16 protein-coding genes are annotated in these 13,695 nt (G+C 68.3%); 7 read left to right on the forward strand and 9 right to left on the reverse strand.

Annotated features, from left to right (window positions below; translation table 11 throughout):
- Nucleotides 1-8 precede the first annotated feature (8 nt).
- The 4 genes from sdhA to ppa all read right to left on the reverse strand — a co-directional run bounded on the left by sdhA (nt 9) and on the right by ppa (nt 3,401).
- Nucleotides 9-1,841 (reverse strand): succinate dehydrogenase flavoprotein subunit, encoded by a 1,833-nt coding sequence (sdhA, locus tag M9917_RS03965; RefSeq protein ID WP_297251047.1) that lies wholly within the window; start codon nt 1,839-1,841, stop codon nt 9-11.
- Nucleotides 1,842-1,845: 4 nt separating this feature from the next.
- Nucleotides 1,846-2,238, reverse strand: coding sequence for a succinate dehydrogenase, hydrophobic membrane anchor protein (gene sdhD, locus M9917_RS03970; RefSeq protein ID WP_297251049.1), 393 nt, complete (start codon nt 2,236-2,238; stop codon nt 1,846-1,848).
- A 10-nt stretch (nt 2,239-2,248) separates the two neighbouring features.
- On the reverse strand, nt 2,249-2,650 hold the full coding sequence (gene sdhC / locus M9917_RS03975; RefSeq protein ID WP_297251051.1) for a succinate dehydrogenase, cytochrome b556 subunit: 402 nt from the start codon (nt 2,648-2,650) through the stop codon (nt 2,249-2,251).
- Nucleotides 2,651-2,864: 214 nt separating this feature from the next.
- Nucleotides 2,865-3,401, reverse strand: coding sequence for an inorganic diphosphatase (ppa, locus tag M9917_RS03980; protein WP_297251053.1), 537 nt, complete (start codon nt 3,399-3,401; stop codon nt 2,865-2,867).
- Nucleotides 3,402-3,578: 177 nt separating this feature from the next.
- Here ppa and M9917_RS03985 point away from each other — a divergent pair, with 177 nt between their 5' ends.
- A complete protein-coding gene (locus M9917_RS03985; RefSeq protein ID WP_297251055.1) occupies nt 3,579-4,301 on the forward strand; it encodes a fused DSP-PTPase phosphatase/NAD kinase-like protein in 723 nt (240 codons plus the stop codon).
- A 67-nt stretch (nt 4,302-4,368) separates the two neighbouring features.
- Here M9917_RS03985 and M9917_RS03990 read toward each other — a convergent pair whose 3' ends face one another.
- The 3 genes from M9917_RS03990 to hmuQ all read right to left on the reverse strand — a co-directional run bounded on the left by M9917_RS03990 (nt 4,369) and on the right by hmuQ (nt 6,823).
- Nucleotides 4,369-5,826 (reverse strand): hypothetical protein, encoded by a 1,458-nt coding sequence (locus M9917_RS03990; protein ID WP_297251057.1) that lies wholly within the window; start codon nt 5,824-5,826, stop codon nt 4,369-4,371.
- Nucleotides 5,827-5,943: 117 nt separating this feature from the next.
- A complete protein-coding gene (gene hutX, locus M9917_RS03995) occupies nt 5,944-6,465 on the reverse strand; it encodes a heme utilization cystosolic carrier protein HutX (RefSeq protein WP_297251059.1) in 522 nt (173 codons plus the stop codon).
- A 10-nt stretch (nt 6,466-6,475) separates the two neighbouring features.
- Nucleotides 6,476-6,823: a heme-degrading protein HmuQ gene (gene hmuQ, locus M9917_RS04000; RefSeq protein WP_297251060.1), complete on the reverse strand. Its 348-nt coding sequence runs from the start codon at nt 6,821-6,823 to the stop codon at nt 6,476-6,478.
- Nucleotides 6,824-7,063: 240 nt separating this feature from the next.
- Here hmuQ and M9917_RS04005 point away from each other — a divergent pair, with 240 nt between their 5' ends.
- From M9917_RS04005 to M9917_RS04025, 5 genes are all read left to right on the forward strand, one after another.
- Nucleotides 7,064-8,011 carry a heme/hemin ABC transporter substrate-binding protein gene (locus M9917_RS04005; RefSeq protein ID WP_297251062.1) on the forward strand — a complete coding sequence of 316 codons (948 nt, stop codon included), beginning with the start codon at nt 7,064-7,066 and terminating at the stop codon, nt 8,009-8,011.
- A gap of 23 nt (nt 8,012-8,034) precedes the next feature.
- Nucleotides 8,035-9,114 carry a FecCD family ABC transporter permease gene (locus M9917_RS04010; protein ID WP_297251064.1) on the forward strand — a complete coding sequence of 360 codons (1,080 nt, stop codon included), beginning with the start codon at nt 8,035-8,037 and terminating at the stop codon, nt 9,112-9,114.
- The gene (locus M9917_RS04015) at nt 9,107-9,931 is read left to right on the forward strand and encodes a heme ABC transporter ATP-binding protein (RefSeq protein WP_297251066.1); all 825 of its coding nucleotides are present in this window, start codon (nt 9,107-9,109) and stop codon (nt 9,929-9,931) included. The genes M9917_RS04010 and M9917_RS04015 overlap by 8 nt, the downstream gene beginning before the upstream one ends.
- A gap of 102 nt (nt 9,932-10,033) precedes the next feature.
- Nucleotides 10,034-10,546 (forward strand): L,D-transpeptidase, encoded by a 513-nt coding sequence (locus tag M9917_RS04020; protein WP_297251068.1) that lies wholly within the window; start codon nt 10,034-10,036, stop codon nt 10,544-10,546.
- Nucleotides 10,547-10,708: 162 nt separating this feature from the next.
- Nucleotides 10,709-11,026 (forward strand): DUF2853 family protein, encoded by a 318-nt coding sequence (locus M9917_RS04025; RefSeq protein ID WP_297251070.1) that lies wholly within the window; start codon nt 10,709-10,711, stop codon nt 11,024-11,026.
- A gap of 44 nt (nt 11,027-11,070) precedes the next feature.
- Here M9917_RS04025 and M9917_RS04030 read toward each other — a convergent pair whose 3' ends face one another.
- Both M9917_RS04030 and M9917_RS04035 read right to left on the reverse strand, forming a co-directional pair.
- Nucleotides 11,071-12,375: a class I SAM-dependent methyltransferase gene (locus M9917_RS04030; RefSeq protein ID WP_297251072.1), complete on the reverse strand. Its 1,305-nt coding sequence runs from the start codon at nt 12,373-12,375 to the stop codon at nt 11,071-11,073.
- A gap of 88 nt (nt 12,376-12,463) precedes the next feature.
- Nucleotides 12,464-12,667, reverse strand: coding sequence for a DUF1674 domain-containing protein (locus M9917_RS04035; protein ID WP_297251074.1), 204 nt, complete (start codon nt 12,665-12,667; stop codon nt 12,464-12,466).
- A gap of 100 nt (nt 12,668-12,767) precedes the next feature.
- On the opposite strand from M9917_RS04035, the gene htpX reads away from it, so the two are divergent.
- Nucleotides 12,768-13,694 (forward strand): zinc metalloprotease HtpX, encoded by a 927-nt coding sequence (htpX, locus tag M9917_RS04040; protein ID WP_297251076.1) that lies wholly within the window; start codon nt 12,768-12,770, stop codon nt 13,692-13,694.
- Nucleotide 13,695: the final 1 nt, after the last annotated feature.

The raw sequence follows: 13,695 nt of genomic DNA on the forward strand, positions 1-13,695 counted from the left end.
AAGTATCCTCAGTACACCCGTGCCTTGGGCTTGATGTACTCGATGTCGTTGGACATCGTGTAGGTGTGCACCGGCCGGTCGTCGAGCGTGACCGTGCGCTTGCCGTCGTCGATCCAGGCGAGCGTGTGCTTCATCCAGTCCTTGTCGTTGCGGTCGGGATAATCCTCGCGGGCGTGCGCGCCGCGGCTTTCGGGGCGGTTCAGCGCCGAATCCATGGTGACGACCGCCTGGGTGATCAGGTTGTCGAACTCCAGCGTCTCGACCAGATCGGAGTTCCAGATCAGCGAGCGGTCCGTGGTGCCGATGTCGGCGATGCCGGCCCAGACCTCGTGGATGAGCTTGTGGCCCTCCTCCAGCGTCGGGCCTTCGCGGTAGACGGCGCAGTTGTTCTGCATCGTGCGCTGCATGCGGTCGCGCAGCACCGCCGTCGGCGTGCCGCCGGACGCGTTGCGGTATCTGTCGAGGCGGGAGAGCGCGAGGTCCGAGGAGCCCTTCGGCAGCTCCGGCTGCTTCTCGCCCGCCGTCACCGTCTCGGCGCAGCGCAGGCCGGCCGCGCGGCCGAAGACGACGAGGTCGATCAGCGAGTTGGAGCCGAGGCGATTGGCGCCGTGCACCGAGACGCAGGCCGCCTCGCCGATCGCCATCAGGCCCGGCACCACCGTATCGGGATCACCGCCGACCTTGGTCAGGACCTCGCCGTGATAATTCGTCGGGATGCCGCCCATGTTGTAGTGCACCGTCGGCAGCACGGGGATCGGCTCGCGGGTCACGTCGACGCCGGCGAAGATCTTGGCGCTCTCGGAGATGCCCGGCAGGCGCTCGTGCAGGATCTTCGGATCGAGATGGTCGAGATGCAGGTAGATGTGGTCCTTGTTCTTGCCGACGCCGCGGCCCGCCCGGATCTCCATCGTCATCGAGCGCGAGACGACGTCGCGCGAGGCGAGGTCCTTGGCGGACGGCGCGTAGCGCTCCATGAAGCGCTCGCCCTCGGAATTGGTCAGGTAGCCACCCTCGCCGCGCGCCCCTTCCGTGATCAGGCAGCCGGCGCCGTAGATGCCGGTCGGATGGAACTGCACGAACTCCATGTCCTGCAAGGGCAGGCCGGCGCGCAGCACCATGCCGCCGCCGTCGCCGGTGCAGGTATGGGCGCTGGTTGCGGAGAAATAGGTGCGGCCATAGCCGCCCGTCGCCAGGATCGTCTGCTGGGCGCGGAAGCGGTGCAGCGTGCCGTCGTCGAGCTTCAGCGCGATCACGCCGCGGCAATGGCCGTCCTCGTCCATGATCAGGTCGATGGCGAAGAACTCGATGAAGAACTCGGTGTTGTAGCGCAGCGCCTGGCCGTAGAGCGTGTGCAGCATGGCGTGGCCGGTGCGGTCGGCCGCGGCGCAGGTGCGCTGGGCCGGCGGGCCCTCGCCGAACTCGGTGGTCATGCCGCCGAAGGGGCGCTGGTAGATCTTGCCGTCCTCGGTGCGCGAGAACGGCACGCCCCAATGCTCGAGCTCATAGACGGCGGCCGGCGCGTTGCGCACGAGATATTCGATCGCGTCCTGGTCGCCGAGCCAGTCCGACCCCTTGACGGTGTCGTACATGTGCCACTGCCAGGTGTCCTTGCCCATGTTGCCGAGCGAGGCGGCCACGCCCCCTTGCGCCGCGACGGTGTGCGAGCGGGTCGGGAAGACTTTCGTGACGCAGGCGGTGCGAAGCCCCGCCTGCGAGCAGCCGACGGTGGCGCGAAGCCCCGCGCCGCCGGCGCCGACGACGACGACGTCGAAGGTGTGGTCGGTGATCGGATAGGCGGTGCCGTTATAGGCCGGGACCGGGCGGGATTTTGTGATCGCCATCGGATCAGCCTCCAAAAGACAGCTTCAGCACCGCATAGACGCTGGCCGCGCCGACAGCGACGGCGAAAAAGGTATTGGCCATGACGGCGAGAACCTTGACCCCCTCGCCATGGACATAGTCCTCGATGATGACCTGCATGCCGATGCGCATATGGATGCAGGCCGAGAGGATGAAGAGCAGCATCAGGATCGCGACGAGCGGATGCGACAGGAGCGCAATCGCGGCCGGATAGGGTTTTCCGACCAGTGCGATGACGATGAAGACGAAGATCACCGTCAGGATCAGGTTGGAGGCGGCGGTGACGCGCTGGAGCCAGAAATGGCCGGTGCCGGACTTGGCGGAGCCGAGGCCGCGGACGCGGCCGAGCGGGGTGCGCATCGAGGAATGGGATTGCATGGCGGCCTCCTCAGCGCAGGACGAGCACGACGATCCAGATCAGGACCGTCAGGCCGACCGAGCCGATCAGCGTGAACTTGGCGAGGTTCATGCGCGTCTGGAGCTCGAAGCCCTTGCCCATGTCCCAGACGAAATGGCGCAGGCCCCCCAGCATGTGGTGGATCAGCGAGAAGCTGTAGAGGAAGAGCGCGAGCCGGCCGAGGAAGGAGCCGGCGACGGCCTGCGCCGTGCCGAAGGCGGCGGGGCCGGAAGCGGCGGCGACGAGCCAGGCGGCGATCAGCACCGTGCCGAGGTAAAGCCCCGTGCCGGTGACGCGATGGGCGACGGACATCGCCATCGTCCAGGACCAGCGGTAGATCTGCAGATGCGGTGAAAGCGGGCGCGCCGCGGGCTTGACCTCGGCCAATATCATTCTCCGATCAAGCGGCCCGTCGGAGGCGGCGGACCCATTTGGGATCATTCTAGAGTGTCTGGTTCTGTAACGAAACCGGAACGGCGCCGCAACGCAACAGGCGGCGTATGAAGTTACAGATTCTGAAAATCGTCATTTTCCTGTCGGGCTTCGGCGCCGATCGTCGCAAGCGAGCATCGTCCGAGGGCCGAGCGCCGCACGGCCGAGCCGGCCTTCAGTCCTTCGCGGCCTTCGCCCGCTCGATCGCCTCGGAGATCAGCTTGCGGGCGGTGGCGGCGTCGCCCCAGCCCTTGAGCTTGACCCATTTGCCGGGCTCGAGGTCCTTGTAGTGCTCGAAGAAGTGCTGGATCTGGTCGAGCGTGATCTTCGGCAGGTCGGTGTAGTTGTGCACGTTCTCGTAGCGCTTGGTCAGCTTCGGCACCGGCACGGCGATGATCTTCTCGTCGCCGCCGGCCTCGTCCTCCATCAGCATCACGCCGATCGGCCTGACCGCGATGTAGGAGCCCGGCACCAGCGGGCGCGTATTCGCCACCAGCACGTCGCAGGGGTCGCCGTCCTCGGAAAGGGTGTGCGGGATGAAGCCGTAATTCCCCGGATAGCGCATCGGCGTATAGAGGAAGCGGTCGACGAAGAGCGTGCCGGCCGCCTTGTCCATCTCGTACTTGATCGGCTCGCCGCCGATCGCCACCTCGATCAGGACATTCACTTCTTCGGGCGGGTTCTTGCCGATGGAGATGGCGTCGATGCGCATGGCGGGACCTGTCGCTGGAGCTTGTCCTTGCGCCTTATGCAAGCACGCGGCTGAAAGGCCAACCCCTTCCATCGTCTGGCCGCCGGGCTGCGCGCATCGGATCGTCCCGAAAAGTGGTTTCCACTTTCCGGTCCGATGCTGTATCGGGCGGCCCATGAACCGTCCTAAGACCCGGCCGTGCTGAGCCGCCTGCGCCCCGACGAGGAGCGCTATGCCCGCCGCATGGCCCGCATCGCCCGCTGGGACCGGCCGATCGAGGGCCGCGGCCAGCGCCTGCGCGCCTGGGCGAACATGCTCCTCGTCGATCACGGCATCTTCCGGCTCGCCTATCTCAACGCGCACCGCGTCACGCCGGGGCTGTGGCGCTCGGCCCAGCCTTCGCCCGGCCAGATCGCGGCCTTCGCGCGCAAGGGGGTCAAGACCATCGTCAACCTGCGCGGCGGGCGCGAGCACGGCTCCTGGCCCCTGCAGAAGGAAGCCTGCGAACGCCACGGCATCCGCCTCGTCGATTTCGTGTTGCGCTCGCGCGGGGCGCCGGAGCGCGAGAGCATCCTCGGCGCCGGCGCCTTCTTCGACAGCCTCGCGGAACCCGTGCTGGCGCACTGCAAATCCGGCGCCGACCGGGCCGGCTTCTTCTCGGCGCTCTATCTCATCATCCATGAAAAGCGCCCGCTCGACGAGGCGATGCGCCAGCTCTCGCTGCGCTACGGCCATTTCCGCTTCGCCAAGACCGGCATCCTCGACGCCTTCTTCGAAGCCTATCGCCGCGAAGGCGAGGCGAAAGGCATGGCCTTCCTGGACTGGGTCGCGACAACTTACGACCCTGAACGGCTGGAGCGGGAGTTCAAGCCCGGATTGCTGTCCTCGCTCATCGCCGACCGGCTGATCCGCCGGGAATAGATCATCGCTGGGGCATCGGATTTTTCCGAAAAGTGGATGCCGCTTTTCGCATCCGATGCTCTAACGCTCAGCCGGCCGGCACCGGCGCGGCGAGGCCATCCGGCGCCGCCTCGGCCCGATCGTCGAGGTGAAGCCAGACGAACAGGGCATGCGCCAGCGCCCGCAGGATCGAGATCGCGCCGATCGCCTGCAGCAGGGCCGGCGAGAGCTCGCCGAACCACGCCATCGCCGCCACGATCGCCGCAAGCGCCGCCGCATTGACCGAGACCTGCCAGAAGGGCCGGCGCGAAAGCGTCGCCACTTCCTGCAACGGCGCGAGCACGGCGATGCCGATGTAGAACGCCGCCATCAGCGCGACGACCTCGCCCAGATCCTGCCATTTGGTGCCGATCAGCCAATGGTCGGCCAGGGTGGAAGCGCAGGCGATCAGGCTGAACAGCACGGTCGCGGCGGCGATCAGGCCAAGCGCGACGACCCGCCCCCAGAAGCGCCGGTGCCGGCCGGCATGGGCGCGCAGGCCGTTCAGCACGAGCGGGGTCGAGACCGTGCCGAACATCTGCGTCGGCATGTCGAGCAGGCGCATCGACAGGGCGACCTGCGCCGCCAGCACCGTGTTGCTGGCATAGGGCAGGGCAAGCAGCGGCGCCGCGGCGAAGCCATAGGCCAGCAGGGCCGAGGGCAGCAGGGCAGATGGCGCGTCGCGCCAGCGCGACGCCGCCCGCACGAGGCTATGCCACGACCAGAGCGCCGGCTCGACCAGCCCGGCGACGCCGCCCCAGCGGCGCCGCAGGAGATAGGTCGCCGCGAGCACATGGCCGAGCGCATCCGCGACGAAGAGCGCCAGCGCCTTCGGCCCGAAAAGCCAGATCAGGAGGAGCATGATCCCCGGCTGGACCACCGCCTGCACGACATTGCTGTTGCCGATGGCACGGAAATCCCCCTCCGCCGTCGCCTCCGACCAGATCAGGCGCAGCACCGAGCGCGCCGTGAGCGACACCAGGAAGAAGAAGGCGACCGCCGGCGCGATCCAGCCGCCGAGCACCAGCCCGGCGAGGACGAGGGCGGTGACGGCGAGGAAGGCGGCCCCGACCGCGGCGGCGAGCCTGAAGGCGAGGCCGAGCCGAGCACGGTCGCTGTTGCGGAAGAACACCGCCTCGAACCGCAGGAGCGCGGCGACCGAGACGAGGTTCGCAGCGGCGGCGAAGACCGCGAAGGCGGCGAAGACGAATGGCGGGCACAGCGCGGCCGCAATGATCAGCCCCCAGACCGAGATCAGCCGGGCCTGGACGAAGCGCAGGCCGAGCAGCATCGCGAAGCCGAGGCCTGAGCGCAGGGCAGGCGTCCGTTCCTCCACGAAGCGGCGCCCGGCCGCGACCGACAGCGTCGGCCGGCCATGCGGCAGGAGAACCCGTTCCAGGGTGACATGCGCAGCCATATCGAGCCCCATCGTCGAACCGTCAAAGGGCCTCTCGCCGGCTGGGGCGGCCCCGTCATCCGAGAGAACCCGGTCACGCGGCACGATCATGATCGGCGGGCCTTCTGCAGCGAAGGCTGCGCCGACATGGTTAACGATCGGTGAATTGCACTCCTGGCCCGGCTTCATGGGCCACAATCCATGAAACGAGCGTGTCGTTTTGAAGGCTCAGGCGAAGCGTGCCTTCAGCGCCTCGAACCGCGCCAGCTGCTCCGGCAGCAGCGCGCGCTGGGCATCGCGCCGCACGAAGACCTTGAACATCACCTCGCCGACGCCGTTGAAGAACTGCACCGAGCAGGCGCGCCGGCCCTGCGCCGTGGCGCGATCGACCAGATAGATCGCCCGGCAGTTCTCAGCCTTGATGTGGCCGCCGATCGGGCTGTCGCCATGGATGTTGTAGTAGCCGTGGCCGAAGCTGCCGACCGGCAGGGAGCCCTCGCATTCCAGCACGATGTCGGGCGTGTGCATCAGGAAGAGCACCGTGCCCCAGGTCGAAAGCTCCTTCCAGACCTCCTCGAAGCGCTCGGGCTCCACCGGGAGCCGCTGCCCGGCCGGCAGCAGCTCGAGCGCCACGCGCGTCGAGACCCCGGCTTCGCGCGCGACGGCCTCGATCAGGCCATCGGGCTTGGCGGCAAGCAGGGCGCGCGCATGCTCGATCGGATCGCGGGTGGCGATATCGGCGTTCGTCATCGGCGCTGCCTCACTCGGCCACCTGGAGGGGCAGATGCGGGTTGGTCTCGCTCAGCACGGTCTCGAAACCCTCGAACTCCGGATGGCCGAGATAGATCGGCTTCGGGCGCGGCTGACCGGCGCCGCGATGCGAGGCGCGGAACTGCTCCGACTTCGTCCAGGCGACGAAATTCTCCTTCGTGGCCCATGAGGTATGGGAGGAATAGAGCGTGTGGTCCTCCTTCTCCGGCCCCTTCAGCAGGTGGAAGGAGATGAAACCCGCCATCTCGTCGAGACGGGTCTTGCGCGAGGACCAGATCTCCTCGAAGGCAGCCTCCTCGCCCTTGACGACCTTGAAGCGATTCATGGCGATGAACATCGGCAAACCCTGCATCTGAAGAGCCGTGGAACGGCGGAGCCGGCGGCGCGAAGGCGCCGCCCTTGACCCCTTGTAGTAAAGCCTAATATCACCGTCAACAACGCCGCAAGGATGTTCTTGTTTTAAATAATTAAAAACAAGAACTACTTGAAATGGAACGACTTGAAACTGAACACGACTTTTTTCGGGGCCTGACGCCGTGCGAAACCCGCCGGCTCGAGCCCGATCTGGAGTAATGACATGTCCGGCCCGCGCATCCGCCAAGCGCATTCCACAATCCCGCAGCCGAACCGCCGCGAGCTTACGGCCGCCATCGCCCTGACGGCTCTCAGCCTCGGCGGGCTCGGCCGGCCGGCCGCCTTCGCCCAGGCGCCGGAGCGCATCGTCGTCGCCGGCGGCGTCATCACCGAGGTGATCTACGCGCTCGGCCTGCAGGACCGGGTCGTCGGCGTCGACTCCACCAGCCAGTACCCGGCGCAGGCGCTGAGGGACAAAGCCAATGTCGGCTATGTCCGGGCGCTCTCGGCCGAGGGCGTGCTCTCGCTGAAGCCCTCGCTGATCATGGTCGTCGACGGCGCCGGCCCGCCCGACGCGGTATCGCTGCTGAAGGAATCCGGGGTGAAGATCGTCACCATCGACGACGGGCAGACGCCCGAGGGCGTCGTCGCCAAGATCGCCGCGATCGGCGCCGCGCTCGGCGCGGCCGAGCCGGCCGGGCGGCTGGCGGCTGAAACCAAAGCGCGGTTCGAGGAGCTTTCCGCACTGCGCGCCGCGATCACGCAGAAGCGGCGGATCCTCTTCGTGCTGGCGCTGCAGAACGGCCGCGCGCTGGTCGGCGGCCGCAACAGCTCGGCCGATGCGATCATCAGGCTCGCGGGCGCGGTCAACGTCGCCGATACGATCGAGGGCTACAAGCCGATGACGGAGGAATCGATCGCCGCCGCCCAGCCCGAGATCGTGGTGATGATGCGCCGCGGCGCCGGCGACCACGCGATCAAGCCCGACGATCTCTTCGCGCTGCCCGCCTTCGCCCGGACGCCGGCCGCGAGCGAGCGGCGGCTGATCCAGATGGACGGGCTCTACCTGCTCGGCTTTGGGCCGCGCACGCCGATGGCGGCGCGCGACCTGATGGCCGCGATCTATCCGGAAGCGGCGATTCCGCCGCTCAAGACGGCCGCCGCCCCGTGAGCCTCGCGGCCCCGTCCCCGGCCATGACTTCGCCGGCGCTCGCCACGCTGATCGCCGGGCGCCGCCGCGCCGGCCTCGTCACCATCGTCGGCTTCGCGCTCGCCTGCCTGCTGCTCGCCGTCGTCGCCGTCGGCCAGGGCGCGATCGCGATCGCGCCCTCCCGCATCGCCGAGATCCTGCTGGCGAAGCTTTCCGGCGATGCGGGCCTGCTCGAGGCGCGCGACGTGCTCGTCGTCCTCAACATCCGCCTGCCGCGCGTGCTGCTGGGCCTGCTCGTCGGCGCGGGGCTGGCCGTCTCCGGCGCGCTGATGCAGGGGCTGTTCCGCAACCCGCTGGCCGATCCCGGCCTCGTCGGCGTGTCGAGCGGGGCGGCTCTCGCCGCGGCAACCACCATCGTGCTCGGCGACCGCTTCCTCGCCGGCACGATGATGAAGCTGCCCTTCGCCGCGCTGCCGCTCGGTGCCTTCTGCGGCGGCCTCGTCACGACGCTCGCGCTCTACCTGATCGCGACGCGCGGCGGGCGCACCTCGGTCGCGACGATGCTGCTCGCCGGCGTCGCGCTCGGCGCGCTCGCAAGCGCGCTGACCGGCCTGCTCGCCTTCATCTCCGACGACCGGCAATTGCGCGACCTGACCTTCTGGTCGCTCGGCAGCCTCGGCGGCGCGAGCTGGACCAAGCTCTCGGTCGTGGCGCCGATCATCCTGCCGATCCTGATGCTGATGCCGTTCCTGGCACGCGGCCTCAACGGGCTGATGCTCGGCGAGGCGGAAGCCTATCACCTCGGCATTCCCGTCCAGCGGATCAAGGCGCTGGCGATCCTGCTCGTCGCGCTCGCCGTCGGCGCCAGCGTCGCCGCGGCCGGGCTGATCGGCTTCGTCGGCATCGTCGTGCCGCATCTGATCCGGCTCTCGGTCGGCCCGGACCACCGGCTCCTGCTGCCGCTCTCGGCGCTGGGCGGGGCGATGCTGCTGGTCAGCGCCGACATCGTCGCCCGGCTCATCGTCGTCCCGGCGGAACTGCCGATCGGCATCGTCACCGCCGCCATCGGCGCGCCCTTCTTCCTCTGGCTGCTGCTGCGCCGCACGAGCCTGATCGATGTCTGAACCGAACCCGATCCTCTCCGGCCAGGGCGTGAGCTTCCGCGCGGGCGGGCGCAGCCTCGTCGCCGAGGCGAACATCGCGCTCGCCGGCGGCACGACCACGATCCTGATCGGCCCCAACGGCGCCGGCAAATCGACCCTGCTCAAGCTCCTGACCGGCGAGATCAGGCCGGCCGGAGGCCAGATCCGCATCGCCGGCGAGCCGCTTGCGGCGGTGCCGGCCTGGCGGCTCGCCTGCCTGCGCGCGGTGATGGCGCAGCATGCGCGACTCGCCTTCCCGTTCAGCGTCTACGAGGTCGCGCGGCTGGGCACCGACGGCATCGGCCGGGCGCTGACGCGCCAGCGGCGCGAGGCGATCGTCGCCGAAAGCCTCGCCGCCGCGGGCGTGATCGAGCTCGCCGGCCGGCGCTACCAGACGCTCTCGGGCGGCGAGCAGCAGCGCGTGCAGTTTTCCCGCGTGCTCTGCCAGCTCGAAGCCGGCCGCAGCGTCACTGAGCGGCAGGTGCTCTTCCTCGACGAGCCGATCGCCAGCCTCGACCTCTGCCACCAGCTCGCGCTGCTCGACATGGCGCGCGCCATCGCCGCGCGGGGCGTCGCGGTCCTGATCGTGCTGCACGACCTCAATCTCGCCGTGACCTATGCCGACCATCTCGTGGTGATGGACCAGGGCCGGATCATCGCGCAGGGGCCGCCGGCGCAGACGCTGGACGACGCGCTGCTGCGCCAGGTCTTCAAGGTCGACCTCAGCTTGAGCCGCGCGCCGGCGCCGGGCCTGCCCTTCCTGCTGCCGCAGCAGCACCGGGCGCGGCCGGCGGCGTAAAGCGGCGATTCATCCTGAATCGCGGCTTCACCATATCGCTCAACCCGCGCTTCACGGCTGCGGCGCCACAACTCCCCCGGTTTCGAGCGGGAGTTCTCAAACATGCCGAGGTCCATCGCGGTTGCGGCCCTTGCCCTGTCCATCGCCGGCGCATCGGCACTTCCGGCTGAGGCGCGCGAGATCGTCGGCCTGCAGGACGGGCGCTTCGAGCCCGGCACCATCGTGATCCGCACGAGCGAGCGGAAGCTCTACTTCGTCGTCGCGCCGGACGCGGCGATCCGCTACACCGTCGCCGTCGGCAAGGCCGGCAAGCAGTGGCGCGGAGTCAAATATGTCGAGGAGATGCAGGTCGACCCGGCCTGGGCGCCCCCGGCCGAGGTGAAGCGCGACAATCCGCGCCTGCCCGACGTCATCCCCGGCGGCTCGCCGCGCAACCCGATGGGCGCGCGCGTGATCGGGCTCGGGCCCGGCGGGCAATACGCCATCCACGGCACCAACATGCCGGCGACCGTCGGCACCGCCGCCTCCTATGGCTGCTTTCGCATGCACAACCGCGACGTGATCGACCTCTATGCCCGCGTGCGGATGGGAACGCCGGTCGTCGTGCTGCCCTGAGGCCGCAAAGCCGCACCTTCGACCAAAAGCGGGCCGGCGCCGGTCCGAAATCCCGAAATCCTGGCCATTGCCCCTCGCCCCCCACACAGAACCGCGTTAACCTCCGCCTCGCGACACTTGATCCGCTCGTGCCGTGGCGCGGGCCAGGAAGGGGGCTACAAGATGGACCATCTCGTCGACGTGAAGAAATTCGCCAAGAAGCCGCTCAACGAAGCGGCCTTCGCCGGCATGTCGAAAGCCTATGCTCTGGTGATGAGCAAACCCGATACCCGCTACGTCGCCTGCTCCGACCCGGCCGAGCTCGATCGCGTCCGTGAGAACTTCCTGAAGAAGAAGCTCGGCCTGAAGTCCGGCGATCTCGACGGCTCGATCAAGACGATCTGCGAGCAGATGAAGGCCGACAGGACCAAGTCGCGCCTGACCTTCTATTATCTCCTGGCCGAGCATCACGGAAAGCTCGACCTCTTCGTCAAGAAGTAACCCCACAGTCGGAAGGCCGGCGCCTGAGGCCGGCCCGCACCCGATCAGGAACGATAGAGGTCTGCGCGCGTCAGCGGCAGGCCTGATGCTCCCTTGCGCCGCTTCGAGACCAGCGTCTGGTTGATCAGCGCCCCGCCGCGCTCGAAGGCGAGCGAGCAGCCCGCCAGATAGAGCAGCCACATCCGCGTCCGCTCGGGGCCGATCTCGGCCTCGGCCTTGTCCCTGTTGGCCTCCAGCCTTTCCCACCACAGCCTCGTCGTGCGCTGGTAATGCTCGCGCCAGCCCTCGACGTCGTGGATCTCGAAGCCGTGGCGCTCGAGATTGGTGATCGACATGCCCAGATGGTCGAGCTCGCCGCCGGGGAAGATGTAGCGCACCAGCGCCCGGTATTCCGCCGGCATCTTGTTGAACGCCTTCTCGGTCCTCTTGGCCCGGCGCGAGATGGTGTGGTGCAGATACAACCCCCGCGGCCTGAGCAGCCGGTTCACCGTGCCGAAATAGGTCGGGTAATTGCGGATGCCGACCTGCTCGAACATGCCGATCGAGGAAATCTTGTCGAACTCGCCCTGCATCTGCGTGTAGTCGCGCAGATGCAGGGTGACCTTGTCCTGCAAGCCCCAGCGCTCGACCTTCTCGCGCGCATATTTGAGCTGCTCCTCGGCCAGCGTCACGCCATGCGCCTCGACGCCGTAATAGCGGGCGGCATGGCAGACCAGCGCGCCCCAGCCGCAGCCGATGTCGAGGAAGCGGTCGCCGGGTTTCAGGCGCAGCTTCCGGCAGATCATGTCGAGCTTGTCCTGCTGCGCCCGGCCGATATCGCCGTGATCCTCGGTGAAATAGGCGCAGGTGTAGACCATCTCCTCGTCGAGGAAGAGCCGGTAGAAAGCGTTCGAGACGTCGTAGTGATAGGCGACATTGGCCTTGTTGGTCTCAGGATCGCCGTCGCGGGCGATCTCGTCGCCCTTGCGGTGGCTGACAGCATCCGCCGCCTTGCCCGGCGCGAAGAGGAAGCGGCGGACGACGTCGAAGACCGCGCCCTTGGGGATGTTCCGCGCGAGCCTGCCGACCTTGCCCTCCGGCCGGGCCAGGGCGAGATCGAAGATCGAGCCGTTCACGATCGCGATGCGGTCGGCGATATGCAGGTTGAGCAGCGTGTCGAGCCTGGGCTTGCGGATCAGGGCTGCGATCACGCCGGGATCGGCGATGGCGATGGCCAGCCCCTGCGACGGCCAGGAAGCCGGCACGGCGCTGCCGTCCCAGAGCCGGAAGCCGAGCTTCAGGCCAAGCTTGCCATGCGCCTCGGCAAGAAGGCGGCGCAGGGCCGCGAGGCGCTTGTCGGTACTGTCCATGAGGCGAATCCGCTTGAGTCCGGCTGCTGTTTGGACGCTGGGCCACCGATTGGCAATGTTTCGGGGGGTTGCGCGCGGTTCCGGCCCGTCAGAAATCGCTGGCGATGCCCTTCACTTCCCAATCGTCGTAGCGCACGGGCTCGAGCCCGCCGCGACCATTGAGCTCGCGCTGCCCGGCGACCTCCGCCGCATGGGCGTCGATCGCCGCGCGCCGCGCCGCCGCTTCCGCCAGCGCGCGTTGCGCCGCAGGCGTGAGCGGCTTTGTGGCATGCTGCTCGGCGTCGTCGGACATCGCGGCTGGTTTCCTCGCGGGATTCTCTTGCAGGATCTGGATCGCCCTCACCACATAGGGCACGACGCTCGCCGATGCGAGAGCCTGGGAAGGGAAAGCGATGAACTACGTTCGCACCGGCATGCTGATGGCGGGCCTGACCGCGCTGTTCGGCGCGGTCGGCTATCTGATCGGCGGCGGCGGCGGCATGGTGATGGCGCTCGGCTTCGCCGCCGTCACCAATCTCTTCAGCTACTGGAACTCCGACCGGCTCGCGCTCGCGGCCCACAATGCCCATGAGGTCGACGCTGCGACCGCGCCTGAGCTTTACGGGATGGTGCGCGACCTCGCAGCGCGTGCGAACATGCCGATGCCGCGCGTCTACCTGATCGACGAGGCCCAGCCCAACGCCTTCGCCACCGGCCGCAACCCGCAGAACGCCGCCGTCGCGGCGACCACCGGCATCCTGCGCACGCTGACCTATGAGGAACTCGCCGGCGTGATGGCGCATGAGCTCGCGCATATCAGGAACCACGACACGCTGACCATGACGATCACCGCGACCTTCGCCGGCGCGATCTCCTCGCTCGTCACCTTCGGCATGTTGTTCGGCTCGCGTGACAACCGCCCGAACCTGATCGTCCAGATCCTGCTCTCGATCCTGGCGCCGATGGCCGCCGCCCTGATCCAGATGGCGATCTCGCGCTCGCGCGAATACGAGGCCGACAGGCTCGGCGGCGAGATCTGCGGCAATCCGGTCTGGCTCGCCGACGCGCTCGCCAAGATCGCGGCCGGCGTCGCCCACATCCCGAGCGAGACAGCCGAGGCCAAGCCTGCTACGGCGCATATGTTCATCATCAATCCCCTGACCGGCGGCGGCATGGATAATCTGTTCTCGACCCATCCCGACACCGGCAACCGCATCGCCGCGCTGATGGAACAGGCCCGCGCGCTGGGCATCGGCCGCGGCAATGCCGCGAGCTTCACCGCCGGGGCCGGCGCCGGCCCCTGGGGCAGCGCCCCGCGCCAGCCCGGCCCCTGGGGCTGAG

Origin of the sequence: Bosea sp. (in: a-proteobacteria) (genome assembly GCF_023953965.1) — a bacterium.
Lineage (GTDB): Bacteria > Pseudomonadota > Alphaproteobacteria > Rhizobiales > Beijerinckiaceae > Allobosea.